At 67.9% G+C, this 17,669-nt stretch carries 16 protein-coding genes; 8 read left to right on the forward strand and 8 right to left on the reverse strand.

From position 1 onward, the window contains the following. The first annotated feature begins 6 nt into the window (after positions 1-6). Positions 7-900 (forward strand): class I SAM-dependent methyltransferase, encoded by an 894-nt coding sequence (locus ACLML9_RS13780; RefSeq protein ID WP_411945886.1) that lies wholly within the window; start codon positions 7-9, stop codon positions 898-900. Positions 901-905: 5 nt separating this feature from the next. Here ACLML9_RS13780 and ACLML9_RS13785 read toward each other — a convergent pair whose 3' ends face one another. The 3 genes from ACLML9_RS13785 to ACLML9_RS13795 form a co-directional block, all read right to left on the reverse strand. Then, entirely contained in the window at positions 906-1,781 is an 876-nt protein-coding gene (locus ACLML9_RS13785; RefSeq protein ID WP_411945887.1) for a phytanoyl-CoA dioxygenase family protein, read from the reverse strand. 213 nt (positions 1,782-1,994) lie between these two features. Then, positions 1,995-2,837, reverse strand: coding sequence for an SAM-dependent methyltransferase (locus ACLML9_RS13790; RefSeq protein WP_411945888.1), 843 nt, complete (start codon positions 2,835-2,837; stop codon positions 1,995-1,997). Next, positions 2,834-3,886, reverse strand: coding sequence for a hypothetical protein (locus ACLML9_RS13795; protein WP_411945889.1), 1,053 nt, complete (start codon positions 3,884-3,886; stop codon positions 2,834-2,836). The genes ACLML9_RS13790 and ACLML9_RS13795 overlap by 4 nt, the downstream gene beginning before the upstream one ends. Positions 3,887-4,103: 217 nt before the next feature. Between ACLML9_RS13795 and ACLML9_RS13800 the strand changes: the two genes are divergently transcribed. Continuing rightward, on the forward strand, positions 4,104-5,081 hold the full coding sequence (locus tag ACLML9_RS13800; protein ID WP_411945890.1) for an alpha/beta hydrolase: 978 nt from the start codon (positions 4,104-4,106) through the stop codon (positions 5,079-5,081). 21 nt (positions 5,082-5,102) lie between these two features. Here the strand turns inward: ACLML9_RS13800 and ACLML9_RS13805 are convergent, their stop codons facing one another. After that, the gene (locus ACLML9_RS13805) at positions 5,103-6,065 is read right to left on the reverse strand and encodes a ferritin-like domain-containing protein (RefSeq protein WP_411945891.1); all 963 of its coding nucleotides are present in this window, start codon (positions 6,063-6,065) and stop codon (positions 5,103-5,105) included. Between the two features lie 165 nt (positions 6,066-6,230). Here ACLML9_RS13805 and ACLML9_RS13810 point away from each other — a divergent pair, with 165 nt between their 5' ends. After that, entirely contained in the window at positions 6,231-6,425 is a 195-nt protein-coding gene (locus ACLML9_RS13810) for a hypothetical protein (protein ID WP_411945892.1), read from the forward strand. Positions 6,426-6,737: 312 nt separating this feature from the next. On the opposite strand, the gene ACLML9_RS13815 is transcribed toward ACLML9_RS13810, so the two are convergent. After that, entirely contained in the window at positions 6,738-7,328 is a 591-nt protein-coding gene (locus tag ACLML9_RS13815; protein WP_411945893.1) for a hypothetical protein, read from the reverse strand. A 517-nt stretch (positions 7,329-7,845) separates the two neighbouring features. On the opposite strand from ACLML9_RS13815, the gene ACLML9_RS13820 reads away from it, so the two are divergent. The 4 genes from ACLML9_RS13820 to ACLML9_RS13835 all read left to right on the forward strand — a co-directional run bounded on the left by ACLML9_RS13820 (position 7,846) and on the right by ACLML9_RS13835 (position 12,282). Further along, on the forward strand, positions 7,846-9,381 hold the full coding sequence (locus tag ACLML9_RS13820) for a PucR family transcriptional regulator (RefSeq protein ID WP_411945894.1): 1,536 nt from the start codon (positions 7,846-7,848) through the stop codon (positions 9,379-9,381). A gap of 329 nt (positions 9,382-9,710) precedes the next feature. Next, positions 9,711-10,187 carry a GreA/GreB family elongation factor gene (locus ACLML9_RS13825; RefSeq protein WP_411945895.1) on the forward strand — a complete coding sequence of 159 codons (477 nt, stop codon included), beginning with the start codon at positions 9,711-9,713 and terminating at the stop codon, positions 10,185-10,187. Positions 10,188-10,216: 29 nt separating this feature from the next. Continuing rightward, positions 10,217-10,696: a hypothetical protein gene (locus ACLML9_RS13830; RefSeq protein ID WP_411945896.1), complete on the forward strand. Its 480-nt coding sequence runs from the start codon at positions 10,217-10,219 to the stop codon at positions 10,694-10,696. 329 nt (positions 10,697-11,025) lie between these two features. Next, a complete protein-coding gene (locus ACLML9_RS13835) occupies positions 11,026-12,282 on the forward strand; it encodes a patatin-like phospholipase family protein (protein WP_411945897.1) in 1,257 nt (418 codons plus the stop codon). A 105-nt stretch (positions 12,283-12,387) separates the two neighbouring features. Here the strand turns inward: ACLML9_RS13835 and ACLML9_RS13840 are convergent, their stop codons facing one another. The 3 genes from ACLML9_RS13840 to ACLML9_RS13850 all read right to left on the reverse strand — a co-directional run bounded on the left by ACLML9_RS13840 (position 12,388) and on the right by ACLML9_RS13850 (position 16,250). After that, on the reverse strand, positions 12,388-13,605 hold the full coding sequence (locus tag ACLML9_RS13840; RefSeq protein WP_411945898.1) for a cytochrome P450: 1,218 nt from the start codon (positions 13,603-13,605) through the stop codon (positions 12,388-12,390). Between the two features lie 26 nt (positions 13,606-13,631). Further along, on the reverse strand, positions 13,632-14,624 hold the full coding sequence (locus ACLML9_RS13845) for a radical SAM protein (RefSeq protein ID WP_411945899.1): 993 nt from the start codon (positions 14,622-14,624) through the stop codon (positions 13,632-13,634). Between the two features lie 531 nt (positions 14,625-15,155). Then, the gene (locus tag ACLML9_RS13850; protein WP_411945900.1) at positions 15,156-16,250 is read right to left on the reverse strand and encodes a cytochrome P450; all 1,095 of its coding nucleotides are present in this window, start codon (positions 16,248-16,250) and stop codon (positions 15,156-15,158) included. A gap of 586 nt (positions 16,251-16,836) precedes the next feature. Between ACLML9_RS13850 and ACLML9_RS13855 the strand changes: the two genes are divergently transcribed. Beyond that, entirely contained in the window at positions 16,837-17,583 is a 747-nt protein-coding gene (locus ACLML9_RS13855) for a lipase family protein (protein WP_411945901.1), read from the forward strand. Positions 17,584-17,669 lie beyond the last annotated feature (86 nt).

Raw genomic sequence — 17,669 nt, forward strand, 5'->3', positions numbered from 1 at the left:
TCTGTGATGACATCGGATATCGGCGCACGCCAAGGCGCCTCGGCGGACGCGGTCGAACATCACTACGATATCGGGACCGACTTCTACCGGCTGTGGCTCGACTCGGGCCTGACCTACTCGTGTGCCCTGTGGGCCGACGGCGACGACCTCGATCGCGCGCAGCAGCGCAAGCTCGACTACCTGATCGAACAGGCCCGGCTCACCGGCACCGAACGGATTCTCGATATCGGCTGCGGCTGGGGCAGCCTGATGCGAGCGATCACCGCCCGGCACGCACAGACCCGGGTCACCGGACTGACGCTCAGCCGCGACCAGTACCGCCACATCCGCACTCATTCCGCGGAGCGCACCGACGTGCGCCTGGAACATTGGCAGGATCATCGGCCCGGCACCCCCTACGACACCATCTTCTGTATCGGAGCGCTCGAACATTTCGTGCGGTTCGGGCTGTCGCGCCGCGAACGCACCACCACCTATCGGGCCTTCTTCACCTACTGCCACAGTATGGTACGTCCCGGCGGCGGTCTGGTGGTCCAGACGATCGGTAAGGGCAACCGTCCGCTGGACCAGAACTCGATCACCGATGTGCAGTTCCTGGCCGACGAGATCTTCCCGGAGTCGGATCCACCGCGGCTCGCCGAACTCGCCCACGCGGCGGAGAAGTTGTTCGAAATCCGTTCGGTGGTCAACGACCGCCACGACTACGCCACCACCTGCGCCGAATGGCTACAGCGGCTCCGGGCCCGGCGCGCCGAAGCGGAGAAGCTGGCCGGGGCCCGGGTCACCGAGGCCTATGAACGGTACCTGGAGGCGTCCATCCGGCAGTTCGAGGAACAGCATCTGGTGCTGTATCGAATCGCGCTGCGCAAAGTGGGTGATGCCGAGGCGGCGTCCGAATAGACCGATCACACCGGCCGGTCGAGCAGCCGTTTGGGGTGCATCCCGTCGACGGCACCCATGAACGGCGGGTGGATGCTGTACCCCAGCATCCGCCGGATGTTCTCCGAGACCGTCCGCGCGGTCTCGCGGCTGGTGGCCAGGGTGTAGGCCTCCTGCGGCCGCAGCCAGGGTTCGCAGTACTGCACGGTCACCCCCAGGCGGGCGCCGGTACTGCGATTCGCGCCGCCGCCGTGCCAGAGCGTGCCGAGATAGAACGCGCAGGAGCCGGCCGGCATCCGCACCGCTGTCCGGACATCGGCTTCGGCGGGACCCCGCTCGGAGCCCCAGCGATGACTGCCCGGCAGCACCACCGTGCCGCCGTTGATCTCGGTGAACGCATCGATCGCCCACATCGTCGCGGCGCTCAACGGTGGCCGGGGTCGCGGGATCGGGTAGAAACCGTCGTCGTGGTGCAGCATCTGCGCCTGTTCGCCGGGGTGGATATCGATGGCCTGCAATTGCGAGAGCAGATAATTCGGCAGGAACAACCGATCGAGCAGGGCAAGCACCCGGGGATGTTCGACGAGCGCGTCGCAGGCACGAGTCTTCTCCAGCAGGTTGTAGGCCCGCCGGGTTCGCTGCCCCTCGAAGGTGTTGCGGCCGGTCCGCTCGAGGAACGGGGTGAGTACGCCACGGAGTTGTTCGCATTCGTCGAGGGTGAGCAGGTTTTCCCAGACGACGTAACCGTCGCGTTCGAGAGCGGACAGATCGGCGGCGACCGTGGCCGGGTCGACCGTGTCCGAGGTGGTGGTGGTCGCCGGGTGACGGCGCGCCAGATCGCCGCGCAGATCGTCCAGAGAGGTGATGACATCGACCGGAGGCGGAGATTGTGCAGGGTTCACGACTGCTCCTCGAGCGATTCGGGCCCGTCGACGGACCGAACCCAATTGTGTTACCGCTCTCGAGGTTCCGCAATATCTTCGGTCCGGCCACCAGAGTTGTCGCACATCGGCCCGCCGGCACCGGCCGACTGCGCGGAACCGGCTGTCACCGGCCCTCGGTGCGCACCGGCGAGCCGTGCGACCGTTCGTCCGGTGGCGGCGATCGGCGAGCCGTCAGTGCTTCCGACCGACAGCCCCGTAGAGCACCAGCTTGGTTTCCGGTAGGTCGTCGGCGAGCCACTGCTGCAGGGGAACCACGCCGGGACCGGTGTTCTCGAGACCGTCCAGGAACGACGTCACCTCTTCGCGCGATCGGTACCGGACCTGCGCGGAACTGTTTCTCGCATCCTGAGAGGTGCGCTCGATGATTTCGGGATGGCTGATATCGGCTCCGTGGGTGAACGCCAGATAACTGCCCGGCGCCATGGCCTCGCGATACCGGGCGACGAGTTCGGCCGGCTTCTCGTCGTCCATGACATAGTGCAGGACGCCGACGAGCGTGATGGCCACCGGTGCCGCGAAATCGATACCCGATTCGGTTTCCAGCCGCCGGATGAGTTCGGCGGGACGGCGGACGTCCGCGTGCAATGCGGTCACCCCGGGGTGATTGCCCATGAGGGCGTTGCAGTGCACGAACACCACCGGGTCGTTGTCGACGTAGGCGACCCGCGCCGCGGGATGCGTTTCGTGCACCACCTCGTGCACATTGGGCGAGGTCGGGATCCCCGAGCCGAGATCGACGAACTGACGCACCCCGGCCGTCGCGGCCGTCTGGACCGCGTGCAGCAGGAATTTCCGGCTGAACCACGCCAGTGACCTGGTTTCCGGAGCCACCGCCAGAATGCGAAGGGCGAGCGCGCGGTCGACCTCGTAGTTGTCCTTTCCGCCCAGCAGATAGTCGTAGACCCGAGCCGAGCGCGGCTCGTGCGGATCCACCCCCTGCGGCACACGCTCGATCTCCGGCTGCGGCCCCATGACCCCGCCGCGACGGCTCGCGGCCACCCCGTCGGAATTCATGTCTGCGCTGCTCCCGCCACGGCGATGCGGACCGCGCGTCGCATGAGCGCGTCGGCCACCGGGCGCGTCCGCCGTCCCAGTCCGCATGCACAGGCGACACCGTCCACCGGCCGCCCCAGTGCTGCTTCGACCACCGACAATACGTGCAGCTGTTCCTGCTCCGTGGGCAGATCGTGCACCAGGCCCGCATAGAAGGCGGTGCCCGTACCCAGTGCCAGATCGCCCAGTGGGGTATAGAACTCCGGCCGCAGCGGCGGCGGAATCGCACCGGCCGCGAGCGGCGCGTGCACGAATTCCAAGGGCCGGTCCGCCGGCCACTGCCGGGCGATCGCATTGGCCAGGTCCACCAGTGGCCGGGTGTCGCGCAGGGTGGCGCGGGCCTTGTTGTGCAGGCTGCCGAGGCACAGGTGAACCCCGAACCGGGTGCCCACCGGAGCGGCGGCCGCCTGCTCCGCCGGCCCGCGCGCCAAACCCAGCGCCCGGTCGGCCGATCCGTGCGCCGGCTGAGCCATCGCCATCAGCACCAGTTCGGCGGTGGCCTCGAGCTGGACGACGACATCGGGTCCGGCCAGTTCGCGCACGGCGGTGATTTCCCGCGCGGTGGCATCGGCGAAGGCGCGGCGGTGCCGCAGCACTCCGCTCGCGCCCAGCGCGACGAAGGCGAGGGTGAAGGCGGTGGGCATCCCGATCTGCAGTGCCGTTCCGGACAGATCACGGGCTCGGCGCAGTCGCGTGTACACCGGCACCGCCTCTTCGGCTTCCCGCCGGTACCCGAGGTCGAGGGACTCGGCGGTCAGTGCGCTCCCACGCGGCACGCGGTAGCGGGTGCGGTCCCGGCTGCTCCGCCATTCCCTGGCACGGGTCACTTCCAGTACGCCCTGGGCCGCCAAATCCTCGATGATGGGGCGGATATAGAATTCGTAGCGACCGGTCTCCCCGGTCGGGAGGGTACGCAGCCGGGGCGCCGCGGCATCGAGCATGGCCCGCATGGCGCTTTCGGTATCGACGGCCGGAAAGCTTCCGACGAAATGGACGGCCCGCCTCTTCACGCTCGCATCCTAGCTCTCCCGGTCGGCGGCCGCGGGTGCACGCGCGGATCCGTAAACCCGCTCCCGCACCGGTTCCGGCCCCGTGGTCACCACATCCGTTGCACGCCAAGGCAGCTCCTATTAGGGTCCCGGGCATATGACTGCTCGCAGGTTTCCGCTCGGCCGTCCGCAGCGATCGCGGCGTATGCGTCGTCCGACGGTACGCATATCGGCCGCTGTGGTAGCCGTTCTCGCAATTCTGACGCCGGGCGTCGCCCACGCCGCGGAACCAGACCCGGGACAGTGCGCGCCGACCGCGTTCCCCCTGCGCGCCGGCGGCACCCTGGCGACAACACTGTGCACACCGGCAGGGGGTGACACCGATACCGTCATGGTGCTGATGCCGGGGTCCAACTACAACGGTACGTACTGGAACTTCCCGCACGCCCCGGAGATCTACAACTTCCGGCGCGCGATGAATGCCGCCGGATACGCGACGCTGGTGGTCGACCGGCTCGGGACCGGCGCCAGCAGCCGGCCGGTCAGCACCGGGGTCACCGCCACCGGGGACGCGCAGGCCCTGCACGAAATCATCGGGGCGCTGCGCACCGGTCTCGCCGGCGCCCGGCCCTTCGCGAAGGTCGTCACCGGCGGGCATTCGCTCAGTTCCGGGGTGGCGGTGTTGGAGGCGACCACCCATCACGATGTCGACGGAGTGCTCCTGACCGGCTATTCGCACGGCCTGAACATTCCGGGCGCGCTCGGCATCATCGGCACCTATCAGCCGGCCGAGCAGGATGCCGCCTTCACCGGCGGCGGCTACGACAGCGGATATCTCACCACCCGTCCGGGCACGCGCGAGAAATCGTTCCATTCGCCCGCGACCGCCGACCCCGAGGTCGTCGCCGTGGACGAAGCCACCAAGGATGTGTTCGCCGCGACGGAGTATCCGGACGGGCTGACCTCCACCCTGCCGCCGATGTCCACGCAGATCACCGCTCCGGTCCTCGTGGTCAACGGTAGCGACGATGTGCTGTGCTCCCGGGTCTGTGCCGATACGGCGACCCTGCAGGCCGCCGAGGCACCGCATTTCTCCCCGGCCGCGCGGTTGCGCACCTTCGTGCTGCCCGGGAGCGGACATTCGGTGAATCTCGCCCGCAACACCGCCGCCTATCAGGCGGCGGTGCGGGACTGGATGGAGTCGATCGCCGGCTGAGCGCCGCGGCGAACACGGCGGTCAGTTCAGACCGGCCGCTTCCTGGGCGATGACCGCGAGCCGGGTCTGCGCGGCCGAGACCACACCGTGCCGCTTCTTGTGCGCCTCCTCATAGGCGACGATCGCCCGGATATCGGCCGGGTCGGTCAGTGCCTTGACCGCGGCGACCGCGCGGCCGACATTGAGCTGGTCGTAGTCGGCGATGGGCAACTCCCCCGGTTCGAGCACACCGGTGGCCGAGCGGACCGAATGCAGCGAACCGGCGGCGGTACCCGCACCTTCCCGGCGGGTCACCTGTTCGGCGCTCTCGAGCGCGGCATCGCGGGAGGCGGTCAGCGTCCGGGCGGCGAGATCGCCGGCGTGCGCACCCCGGGCCAGTAGTTCACCGAGCGCGGGCGGAGTGGCCCGGACGGTGTCCAGCGCGCGGTCCACACCGCGTGCGGACCAGGTGACCGGCAGATTGACCAACTTCACGGCAGCCCCGGCCGCCGCCTGTAGTGGCGTGCGGCGCAGCGCGGCCGGACCCCCGAGCGCCTCCTCGGCCAGGACAGTGGTCAGCCAGTCCACGGTCGCGGAGTGCGCCGTGATCAGTCGCTGCGCCAGCGCCGCGATATCGCTGCGCCCCGAGCTGGTCGCCAGGGCCTTGACGTACCGCGCACGGTCGAGAAGCTGGTGTTCCAGGGTGAGATCGCCCAGCAGGGCCTCGTCGAACGGTTGCGCCTGTTCGATGAGTGCCTTCACCACGGCGGTGGCCCGGCCCAGGAAGGGGCCGATCACCTCGGGTACGCCGCCGAGTTCACGAATGGCGGCGCCGACGGCTTCGGCGCGAGCCCGGGCGTTTTCGGCGTTCTCGGACAACTCGCGGCGCACTGCCTCGGTCCGTGCCTGCCCGATACGGGTTTCCGCGATCTGGATCTCGGTATCGGTCAGTTCACGGATCGCACGCAGTTGCGCCAGCAGAGTGGTGGTTTCACGCGAAGTCATACGAATATCGTTCCTCCGGTGTCGATTTTCTGGCGGGTGCCACAATGCACCTCCCCAGCGCCTACCCGCTCTGCCGCTCGGTAATCAGCGTGATCGCCTACCCTCCTTCGGTCGGGAAACGTCACCCTTTTCGGACAGTCGGCGGGCGCCACGATCGTCGGCGCGGTGATCGCCTCCGAAGCGGCCGCGGGCCTCTTCCGGCGGGCGATCGTGCAGAGCGGTAACGGTTTCGGCGCGTTCGCACCGGCACAGGGAGCGCGGGTCACCCGGCACAGCACCCGGACGCTACCTTCGGCGCGCTACGCGCCGCGATTATCGGCGATGCGCTGTTCGGTACGGGCGGTCGCCGGGCTGCCGTAGCGCACGGCAATGCGTTCGTCTACGAATTCGCCTGGCGATCGGACGCTCTGGGCGGAGAGTTCGGGGCCGCCCATGCGGTGGAACTCCCCTTCGTATTCGACTGCCTCCGGCTTCCGGGGTTGCACGGGCCGGGCGCCTTACTCGGCCCGGCCGCAGCTCCGGCACGGTTGGCCACGGAGATGCACACCGCCTGGGTCCGCTTCGCCACGACCGGCGATCCCGGATGGCCGCGCTCCCGCCACGGAGGGCACGTCCGCCGGTTCGGCGGCGATGCCCCGGCCGGACGCCGGGCAACCGGAACCGGTCACGCGCCTAGGGTCCGAAGGTGAGACCGAACTGGGCTCCCAGCCTGTTGAGCGCTTCGGGATCGCCGAAAACCGCTTCTCCGCTGACGTCTTCGTCGAGGGGTTCCACGGAACAGAATCGTTCGATGAGTCCGGTGTGGATCCCGGGGACATAGGTGGCGAAAACGAGCGCGGCTTCCAGGTCCTCGTCGTCACCGGGGTACACCGGCCACGAGTCGGTCACTCCGTTGCTGTCGAACAGCAGCTTCCATTCCTCGTCGTTCTCCACCAGCCGCACGTCGGTGATGGTCACCATCCCACGGCTGCATGCCGCGATGGACTGCAGTTCGGATTCGTACCACTCCCGACGTTCGTCACGGCTGCTCTCGCCGATGTGGCGGAAGGTCTTGTAGTCGAAGGTGTACCGGATTCCGAGCTCCTCGAGGAGGGCGAGTACCGCTCTCTGCTCGGTGTGCCCGTAGTAGCTCAGCGGCTCGTCGAACGATTCCACCAGCAGCTGCCTGCCCAGAAAGGTCCGCTGCGCGGGCGTTTCCGGGGCGACGAGCCCGAACTCGACGATCAGATCCACGACCTCGCGCACGGTGCGCTCGGGGCTCATCGGGTCCTCCTTCGATCCGTCGCGCCCCAGGTGGTAGCGACGGCCGAGGGTATCCCGGCCCTCCGACACCATTCCCGGCCACACTGTTCGGCGCCCGTGGTCCGGAACTCCGGGCGAAAGGTGCCGTTGCGGGCAGTGGTGGGTGCGATCACTTCTCGATCGAGCAGGTCGTCAGGTCACTCGACGTTCCGTCGAGCAGGTGATCAGTATGTATTCAGCGCGAGCACGAGGAACGGAACGCAACCGTCGTGCTCTACCCTGAGGCCATGGTGGCGGTTTCCGGCCGGGACGCGCCGGTTCCGCGGTGTCCTCGCGATGACCGAACTGGACCACGTCGCGCGGCACTGGACTCCCGGACAGTGGGGGGTCGGGTAGGCGGAGATGCTCGACGCCCTCACCGAGAGCTGGTTCGGGTCCATCGGCCGCGACTGACCCCGGCCGCCGGTACGGCATCGGCATCGGGATACCACTGCCGGCACGGCCACGGTGACGAGACCAGGGTGAACAGGAGTCGTTCATGGTTCGGTTGGACCATCTCGTGAACGTATTGGGCGGGTACGGGGTGCGATTGCGCTGCTGCCCGGTATCGCGGGCGACCGTGATCCGCAGCGTCGCGATGTTCGACGCGACCGGGGCGGAAGAAGCGACCGGAGATATCCTCCTCGCCGTAGGCGCCGGTTCCGTCCGGGCGGCGGTGGCCGGGGCGCGGGCGGCGAAAGCGGTCGCGGTACTCGTGCGCGGCGGCGCCGGCACCGACCGTGAAGCGGCCGCGATCGGACCCGAAGACGGGGTCGCGGTACTGATGGTCGATCCCGCGGTGTCGTGGAGCCAGCTCGCCGGGGTGGTCTACGGGCTGGTACTGGAGGGGCGGGAAACCGCATCCGGGCGCGGTCCCACGGATCTTTTCGCGCTGGCGGACAGCCTGGCCACCACGGTGGACGGCGCGGTGACGATCGAGGATCCGCTGTCGCGCGTGATGGCTCATTCCACGCTGGGGCGGGTGGCCGACCGAGCGCTGCAGGAGACTGTGCTGCAACGCCGGCAACCTGCTGCTCTGCGCGAGCTCTTCGAATCACGCGGTGTCCCCACGCATCTGGCGGACTCCGACGCGCCCGTGTTCGTCGAACCGGACCCCGGGCACGGGCTCGACGGGCGGATGGTGGTCGCGGTGCGAGTGGGCCGGGAATTGCTGGGTTCGGTGTGGGTGACCTGCACCGAACCGATGCAGGGTGCCCGACGGGCCGCGCTGGCCGACGGGGCCCGGACGGTGGCCCTGCATCTGCTGCGGTCGCGGGCCAGCGCGGACCTCGAACGCCAAGTCGAATCCGAACTGGTGATCCGGCTGCTGGAAGGCAGCCCGGATGCCACCACCGTGGTCGGCCGGCTCGGGTTGGCGTCGGCCCCTTTACGTGTCGTGGCGGTACGCGCGCAGATCGCGGCGGAACGGCATGCCGGGCTGCTGCTGGCCTTCGAGCAGGCCACGTTCGGTTTCGGCTGGTCGCGGCCGGGCCGCAGCACTCTGTCGGACAACACCGTCTACACGATCCTGCCCAGCGACCGGGTGCAGACGGCACGGAATTGGGTGACCGCGCTGCGCACGGCGCTCCCGGCCCGCGTAACACTGTCGGCGGGGATCGGCGGACCCGCCACGGCCGCCGACCTGCAGGCCTCCCGCCAGGAGGCGGACGAGTGCCTGGCACTGCACGAACAGGGATCGGCGGGTATCGCGTACCCGGCCTACGACGAATCGTGGGGTGAGATCCTGCTCCAGCGGTTGCGGGCGGCGGCACGGACCGGCCGGATACCGGCCCGTGGGCCGGTCGCGGAGTTGCGCCGGTACGACAGCGCGCATGCCACGGACTACGTCGCGACCCTGCGGGCGTGGCTCGATGCCCAGGGCGATCCGGTGGTCGCCGCCGCCGGCCTCGGCGTCCACCCGAACACCGTCCGCAACCGGATGCGGAAAATGCGCGAGGTGGCGGTGCTCGGGCTGGAAGACGCACGCACCCGGCTCGCCATGACGATCGACCTCGCGGCTTTCGAGGATGACTGAGCACCGGTTGTAGAAAACGAACAACTCCTGGGGGTGAAACTGTGCCAGACGGACATGCGCCCCGCCGCCACCCCGGCCATCATGGCTGTGACAGCGCATCGTTCGACGTGGAGGTGAGCATGGCGCGCGCAACCAGTCGGCTCGACCGCGAACGAACAGCACGGTATCGGGTGCAGAACCCGATACCCCGCTGAGTCCTCGGCTATCTCCCCATCCGTGGAGCCGGTGTCGTGAGTACCCGGCTCCACGGAGTTCTGCCGTCGGGGCGGCCTCTCCTCCCCCGGCCCCGACGGCAGAACTCCTTTCCGATCGAATCCTGTAGGACGGATATGACCAATAGCTCGCCTGTATGGCTGACACCGCACGCACACGAACAGCTCCGGTCCGAACTGGCCGAACTGCTCGCCGCCGAAGCCGCCGGGCAGGCAGAGAACGCCGACCCGGAAGACCGCCTCACCGCTCGGCGCCAGCGCCTGGCTCGTATCGCGCATATCCGGGACCTGCTGAACAACGCTGTATTCGGGCAGGACCCACCGGATGACGGTATCGCCGAACCCGGGATGGTGCTCACCGTCCGCTACGACGACACCGCCGACACCGAAACATTCCTGCTCGGCAGCCGCGCCGGCGACCACGACGATCTGGAGGTCTACTCCCCCGACTCGCCCCTCGGAGCCGCGCTCACCGGAGCCCGGCGCGGCGAACAGCGCACCTACCGCGTACCCAATGGCACCGAGTTCCGGGTCACCCTGCTCGAGGCCGTCCCCTACGGGCACACTGTGACGAGCGCTTCTCCCTCAGTATGAGGGCCGTTCGATCGAGCGCGAGGATGCAGGTGCGCACGAGTGGAATCACCCTTGTCCATATCGATCCCCCAGCGATCGTCCGGGACAACCGGACGATCGCACTGCCGGTCCGTACCTGGCTGTCCGCGGGATTCTGGCAGCTCTTCGGCCTCCCCCGTGCCGACCGGGCGCTGGCCGCGCTCTCGTTCGGCACCGCGGACGCTCCGCGCACCTATCTCGCCCGGCGCGGCGACGATCCCACGACGTGGAGACCGGCGCCGCTGCGGGTGGATGTCCCCGCCACACTGGGCCCCGGCCCGGGAGTGCTGCAGATCTCCGGCCCGATGAACCGGGCACGGCGCCGCCTGATCGAACGGACCACCCTGGTGATCGCCCTGGCCACACCGCTCGAACGCCGACCGGACTCGGTTCTCCCGGCACAGATGTGGGAGGACGACCGGTGGCACACGACGATCCTGGTGCCCGACGTCCATCCGGTGGCGCCGATGCGGGACAGCGGAGGCCGGTAGCGAAGACTCCGCCGCGGCGCGACGCGCGACCCCGCGCCGGCCTACGGTCCGCCGTTCCGGACGCCCGTCACGCCCACGAGGCGCCGCGGCGGCCGCCGAGGTGCTCGGCGACGTGCCGTTCGGTGGCGAAGAGGTCACCGGCGCCTCGACGCGCGGGGCCGATCGCTGACGGCCCACAAGGTGAATTGCTCATATCCTGGCAGGCGATCGGTACCCGTTTCCGGCGTCGGCGACATGCCAGGACCTGGGCATTCGCCCCTGAGAATGCGGCATGTATTTCCCGACGCACTGCTGAGCAGGAACTTCACCGGAGCAAAAGGAGGTCACTGATGATCGACCGGTCCGGTACTCCTCCCCACCGGGTGAGCGTCGTCGTCGCGGGTGCGGGAGCACGCGGTGGCTACGAGGCGGGCGTGCTCTCGGTGCTGGTACCGCGCCTGCGCAACGCGGGTGTGGACACGGTGCGTTTCGTCGGCACCAGCGCCGGAGCCATCAACGCGACGGTCTTCGCCGCCCTGTCCCATCTGCCGCCGGACGAGCAGGCCCAGCGGGCGCTGCAGGTGTGGCGCGACATCACCGTCGACGACGTGTTCCGGTCCCCGGCTATCGGCCTGCCTCGCCTCGCCGGCCGCGCTGCCGGTCAGCTGCTGGGTATACCGGGAGTACAACTGACCGGTCTGCTCGATACTTCTCCCCTGCACCACACGGCCCGCACCGCCATCGATTGGAATATGCTGCGCCGCAATATCGCCGACGGGCGGGCCATGTTGGCTGTGGTCGCTACATCCGGTGCGGACAATCGCACCGTGGTATTCGTCGACCGCGCCGGCACGGCACCGCCGCCGCCGTCCGACGATGAACGGCCGATCGATTATGTGGCCGCCGAGATCACCGCCGAGCATGTGCTCGCCTCGGCGGCGATTCCGGTCGTGTTCCCACCCGTACACGTCAGCGATCCGCCACCGTGGGCCGGTTGGTATCTGGACGGCGGAATACGACTCAACGCGCCACTCAAACCAGCGATCGCGCTGGGCACCGATGCGATCGTGGTGGTGGCAACCCACCCGGTAATCGACCCTGTATCGCCGGCACCCGCGACCAACCTGCCGCCCGACGTGGACGACGTCATCGTGCGGCTGATGGATGCCGCGCTGGTCGACCGGATGATCGAGGATGTGCGCACGCTGGCCAAAGTCAACACGTTGGTGGCCTCGACCGAATCCGCCACCACGGCCGAGCTGCCGAAGAAGATCATCCCCTTCCTCCCCCTCACACCGCCCACGCGAGCGACCCTGGGCAACCTGGCCGAAGAGGTTTTCGCCGATCGACGCCGTCATCAGAGCGGAATCGGGCCGACGCTGCGTCAGGCGGAGTTGCGGATGCTGGGCCGCGCGCTGGGCGGCGACGGCCCGCGCCGCGGCGACTTGTTCAGCTACCTGTACTTCGACCGCGAATTCATCGAGTCATCCATCGAACTCGGTCGACGTCACGCCGACGCCGCACTCGCCGGCACGCCATCGCACCAGCTGCCATGGTGGGTCGGGCCGCGACAACCGGTATCGACCACGCAAGAGAGCAGCATGTGAACCTTCCCGACGATCAGGTCACCAAGGGCCACCGGGCACAACCCCTCGAACGCCGCGACGGCGCCCGCTCCGGCGGCTCGACACGGCGAAGAGGAAGCCCTCACATCACTCCTCGAGGATGACAGGCAGCCGGCGCAACCCGTGGAGCGCGCGGGACCGCAGCGGCGTCACCTTCCCCGCGACGTGCGCGTTCGGATAGCGTTCGAAGAAGCGTTGGACAGCGATAGCCGCTTCCGCACGGGCCAGCGCGGCGCCGAGACAGAAGTGGATCCCCGCACCGAAGGTGAGATGGCGATGAGGTTCCCGGCGCAGGGGATCGAATACGTGGGGGTCGGTGAAGATTTCCGGATCACGATTCGCCGCGGCCAGGAGCACCACGATCGGCGTTCCCGCGGTGATGGGCCGTCCGGCGAGCCGGGTATCGGTCTTGGCGACCCGGACGACGTACTGGACGGGGGTGTCGAAGCGGAGGGACTCTTCGATCACCGCCGTGTAATCGCCATCGCCCGGGCGCAGGTGCGGCTGCCGCAGCAGCGTGTGCAGAGTGTTTCCGAGCAGATGCGTGGTGGTGCCGAAGCCGCCGACCAGCAGCATGCTGCACGTGGCGATGGCCTCGCGCAGGCTCAGTTGGGCCGGACACTGCTGCGCCAAGCCGGCGATGAGCCCGGGGCCCTCCGGGTCGGCGTGGGTCAGCCGATCCCTGAAGTACGCTGTCATCTCGCTGACGAGGGCACGGGAACGCTGCCCTTCCTCCGCTGTTCGGGCACCGTCCAGCAATGAGGCGAGCACGTTTCCCCAGGCCGCGAAGCGCGGGGCCTCGGTATCCGGCAGCCCGAGGAGCTGCGAGATCATCGCCATGGGAACGGCTTCGGCATAGTTCGTGATCAGATCGGTGGGCCCGCCACGAGGAAGCCCGTTCAGGCAGTGCCCGACGATCTTTTCGATCCGGGGGCCGAGGTCGGCGAGTTCGCGCCGGTGGAACACGGGAGCGACCAGGGACCGCAGCTCCGTGTGCCGCGGCGGTTCCAGCTTCAGAAAGGAGTCGTCGACCGGATGCACCAGCGTGACATCGCCGGCCGCGTGACGGCGTCGGGCCGACGCCCCGATGGGCGCCGGTCCGAAGTCACCGCCGGTGAGCACCTGCTGGCTCGAGCCGTGGGCGGCGGTGAACAGCAGGCCGCGACGGCTGGTCGCCAGAGCACCTCGAGCGCGGACCTTTTCGTATTGCCGATGCCGGTCGGCCCCCGGCCGTGCCCAGAGGATCCGGGCGCCGGGGTCGCCGCGAAGGACATCCGAGAAGAGCCGCGCCTTCTCCAGAGACATTGGGGCCATGGTCGGAATCGCCTTCTCTAGGCACCGACCGCCGATTCGGCTGGTGATGCCTGCCGGGCGGGATGGTAACTGGACCAGTAGTACTGGCGATAGAAGTTCTCCGCCAGCGTCACCCAGGTGTTCAGCCGATCTCGATCGCCGAGGAAGCGGTGCATGTTGACCAGCAGCCAGCTCCATACGGCCTGACTGTCCCGGCAGTTGTCGCAGTCTCCGGTGGTGGCGCAGTACTGCACACTGTGATCGGTCCGGTACGCGTTGAAGCGGCCGACGATAGGGTGACCCTCGGTCAGGCGCTGGGCATGCGCCGGGTGATCGTTGCTGATGCTGGGGCAGGTCTCCGCACCGAAGGTACCCCAATGCGTGCGGCCGGTCACCAGCGTGCGGAAGTAGTAGGGATCGCCGATGACGGTGTCGGGGTAGGTCTCGCGCATGCGAGTCATTTCCTCGATCGCCCGCTCTTCATTGTGTAGTCGCGCAGTGGGATCGGTGCCGTTGTCGCTGTAGTACCCGAAGTTGATCTGGTTGCCGTTCGCGGCGATGGCCTCGACGGTTCGTTCGAGGTACGGCATCCCGGCCTCGCTGAGCGTGTAGACCCAGGTGGCCCGCGGGTCGCCGGCATATGTGCGCAGCGCCTTGCCGAACAACCCGCTCATCCGCCGGCCGTTGGGCCCGTGACCACGCAACTCGTCGTCTACCGGACCACCGCCCCACAGCGATACCGCGATGGCGAGATCTTCCAGCCCGTCATAGGGAATCGGCCGCGTCCCATTCGTCACCACGGTGACATTGCGAATCGTCTCCGCGAACACGCGGACGCGATCCAGGACCAGCGCCGGCTCACCGCCGATCAGGAGCGTACTGGTGATCTTCTTGGAATCGCGCAGGTCTTCGGCGAACGCGCGGATCGTGTCCAGATCACGAATCTCGACGCTCTGCTTGTCCATATCGTGCTCGAAGAACCAGCAGCCCTTGCACCGCAGATTACAGGCGTCGGTAACCCAGACCTCCACCGTTCGAATGCCTCGGGCTACTTCGTTCACGCGCAACAAACGCTCCGCCAATGCCGGATCCTCTTGCGCGAGCTCGAATGCTCTGGTTAAAATGCGTTCCTTACTCGGCCTGACGTCCAAGAAAACGGGCTGAGACACGACATCCTCCTCGGTGCGATGCGGCAAGGGTTTGCGCGCTGCTGGATGTCACCGGCGAGTCGGACATGTCGAAAATATCGACAGTGCTGCCGATGCGCTGCCGATCCATGGGATCGGCGGATGGTTGGCAAGAATGCGGATACGAAGCGGTCTTACGGTTCTGGGCTCGTTAGCGCTACGAATGATTCTAGGACAAAGCCTGCTACAGCATGATCGTTCCGCGCTATCACTGACGCTCTTGGCAACGCGGCCCCGTATCGCCGGAAATATTGCGGCGCAACGGCATTCAATGTAGAAAATCTTAAATGCCCCGGCAGCGAGACCGGGTCACGGCATACCGGCAACAGTGCGGATCATCGCGGTGCAGCCGCAAGTGACTGCACCGCGACGAGGTCACAGTCCGAGCGGCGGCGAGGGTGGAAACTCCACGGGCATCGCGGAGAGCGCGCGATGGAAAGGCCCCGGCCGCCAGCGCAGTTCGTCGACCGAGCAGGCGAGCCGCATTTCGGGGAGCGCGTCGAGCAACTGGTCGATCGCGTTCTGGGCGACCATATAGGCGATCGACTTGGCGGGGCAGGCATGCGGGCCGGCACCCCATGCGAGATGCGCGTTGTTGTCGGTGTACTGGCCCGAGTGGATCACCGGATCGTTGTTGCACGCCGACATGCCGATGACGACCGGCTGATCGGCGGGCAACCAGACTCCGTCCCGCATTATCGGCTGCCTCGGGTAGCTGAGGCAGTAGTTCGCCATCGGCGGATCCGTGTACAGCAGCTCGTTCAGCGCGTCCCGGGTCGTAGGGGCCGCGCCGGGTGAGGAGGTGCCGATGAATCGCGGGTCGGTGATCATGAGAAGCAGGGTGTTGACCGTCAGATTGGTCAGCGGCTCTATCCCCGCCCCGTAGAGCACGGCCAATTGGTGCACCATCTCCGCATCCCCGAGCCCGGCCGAATGGCCCATCAGACGAGAGGTGATGTCGCGGCCGGGTTCGGCGCGTTTGAGTGCGACCAGCTCCAGAAGTGCTTCGTTGATCCTGGCGTCCGCGTCGGTGGCGGCGGCGCCGCCTTCGAACATGTCGGCCATCCCCGTGGCGATGTGCTGCCCCAGATCCGCCGGGCAACCCAGCATGGCGTTGAGCACCTGGAACGTCAGCGGGAAGGCGTACTGACCGATCACCTCGGCGCGGCCGTCCATACAGAAGCCGTTGATCAACGGCGCGGCAACCTCTTCGACGTTCTGGTGCATCGAGAAGAGATCCACCCCGTCGAGAGCGGCGGTGATCGCCTGCCGGTACCGCGCATGTTCCCGTCCGGTACTACGCATCACATTGGGACGCCATGCCATCATGGGCATGAGCGGGTGGTCGGCAGGAACGGTCTTCTCCCACGACCGCGCGTCGGCCGGAAAGTGCGCAGGGTCGTTGAAGATATCGATCGCGGTGTGGTATCCGAGCACCAGCGTGGCCGGAATGCCCGGGGCCAACTCCACCGGCGCGAGAGTTCCATACCGGTCACGCATCTGGACGAAGACACGATGCGGATCGGCGGCATACTCCTCGGTGTACAGAGCAACGCGTGGCGGGGCACCGGTCGGACCTTGAACGGAGTAGGGGCATCCGGCGGTATCGGTTTCGGACGAAGGTAGAGACTTGGTCAATGCCGGGAACTCCAATGAAGATAACAGCGACAGATCCGAGAGATTGTCCCCTATAGGACATCTCTTGTGTCGGCACAGTATTGGTGCGGCAGATCCACCGCAAGCGAGAGGCCGGTGCGATCGGCCCCTCCACGCTGCACCGGCATCCGGCCGGGGCGGTCGACCAGTGGTCCCAGTTCCCCCAAATGGGCAGGTTAGGGCCCATGCATTGCATGGCCGGCCAAACCCGCTCGGCGGCAATGCGTTCCGCGACCACCCTCCGATATTGCTGAAATCTCGAGCTATCCGGCCACCCGCCCGAGCGGTTTCACTTCGGCACCCGAAGCCGTAGACAGTTGACGACATATTTTATATGTCACATTTCCGCCAAAATTCCGGCTGCGAAATCTGGGACCGGTCGCCGTCTTGTCGTAACCGGGTGGAGGGGCGGGCGTGTCCGGTCGCGGTCACCGCTTTCGAACAGCGGCAGGCGCCCTCTGCGGGAACGCAGCCCCGGGCTGCCCGGTCCTTCGCTCCGGCCGGGCTCGATGCCGCCGGCCCGATCGGGGCCCACGGGTACTCGAGTGGAGCCTTCGCCACGCTGTGGGCCGCGCAGCTGCGCCGGGAATACGCACCCGACGTGGGGTTCGCCGGTGTCAGCGCCGGCGGCGTCCCGACCGATATCCCGTCCATGGCCGAACACACCGACGGTGAGGCGGGGGCGATACTGATCCTGCTCGGGCCGGCCCGCAACGAACCCGATTCCAGGCCGGCCGATCTGCTGAACGACCAGGGGCGCAGTGCGCTGCGAACCGCGGATACATCCGCCTGCGGTGCGGATCTGGCCCAGAAGTACCCGGATACCCACATCGACGACCTCGCCGCGGTGCCCAACTTGCCGACGCATCCCGCTTTCCGCGCGGCAGCCGTCCCCAACGAACTCGGGGGTACCGCCCCCGACGCGCCGCTCTACCTGTACCACAGTGTCTCCGACGAGAAGATCCCCGTCGCCGGCTACACCGCCCTTGTCGATGCCTACTGCGCCGCCGGCGCCACCCTCACCGCGACTCGCTCGCTGATCCCGGGACGTATCGGAGCCGGCGCGGGTGAAGCACTCGGCGGCATGAACTACCTCGCCGACCGCTTCGCCGGCACCCCACAGGCCCCGGGGTGTGCGGCGCAGTAAGGACACGCGGTGCCGCGAACACCGACGGCCGAGCGTCGTCGACCGGCTTTCGGACAGTTGAACCGCTGACCGTCGGCCGGAGGCAC

The sequence above is a fragment of the Nocardia sp. NPDC002869 genome (assembly GCF_046764065.1).
In the GTDB taxonomy this organism is placed as follows: Bacteria; Actinomycetota; Actinomycetes; order Mycobacteriales; family Mycobacteriaceae; genus Nocardia; species Nocardia rhamnosiphila.

What these genes read in the sequence shown, in the direction of transcription:
- ACLML9_RS13780 (WP_411945886.1), top strand. Translation starts at nt 7, where the DNA reads ATGACATCGGATATCGGCGCACGCCAAGGCGCCTCGGCGGACGCGGTC.
- ACLML9_RS13790 (WP_411945888.1), bottom strand. Translation starts at nt 2,837, where the DNA reads ATGAATTCCGACGGGGTGGCCGCGAGCCGTCGCGGCGGGGTCATGGGG.
- ACLML9_RS13805 (WP_411945891.1), bottom strand. Translation starts at nt 6,065, where the DNA reads ATGACTTCGCGTGAAACCACCACTCTGCTGGCGCAACTGCGTGCGATC.
- ACLML9_RS13815 (WP_411945893.1), bottom strand. Translation starts at nt 7,328, where the DNA reads ATGAGCCCCGAGCGCACCGTGCGCGAGGTCGTGGATCTGATCGTCGAG.
- ACLML9_RS13820 (WP_411945894.1), top strand. Translation starts at nt 7,846, where the DNA reads ATGGTTCGGTTGGACCATCTCGTGAACGTATTGGGCGGGTACGGGGTG.
- ACLML9_RS13825 (WP_411945895.1), top strand. Translation starts at nt 9,711, where the DNA reads ATGACCAATAGCTCGCCTGTATGGCTGACACCGCACGCACACGAACAG.
- ACLML9_RS13835 (WP_411945897.1), top strand. Translation starts at nt 11,026, where the DNA reads ATGATCGACCGGTCCGGTACTCCTCCCCACCGGGTGAGCGTCGTCGTC.
- ACLML9_RS13840 (WP_411945898.1), bottom strand. Translation starts at nt 13,605, where the DNA reads ATGTCTCTGGAGAAGGCGCGGCTCTTCTCGGATGTCCTTCGCGGCGAC.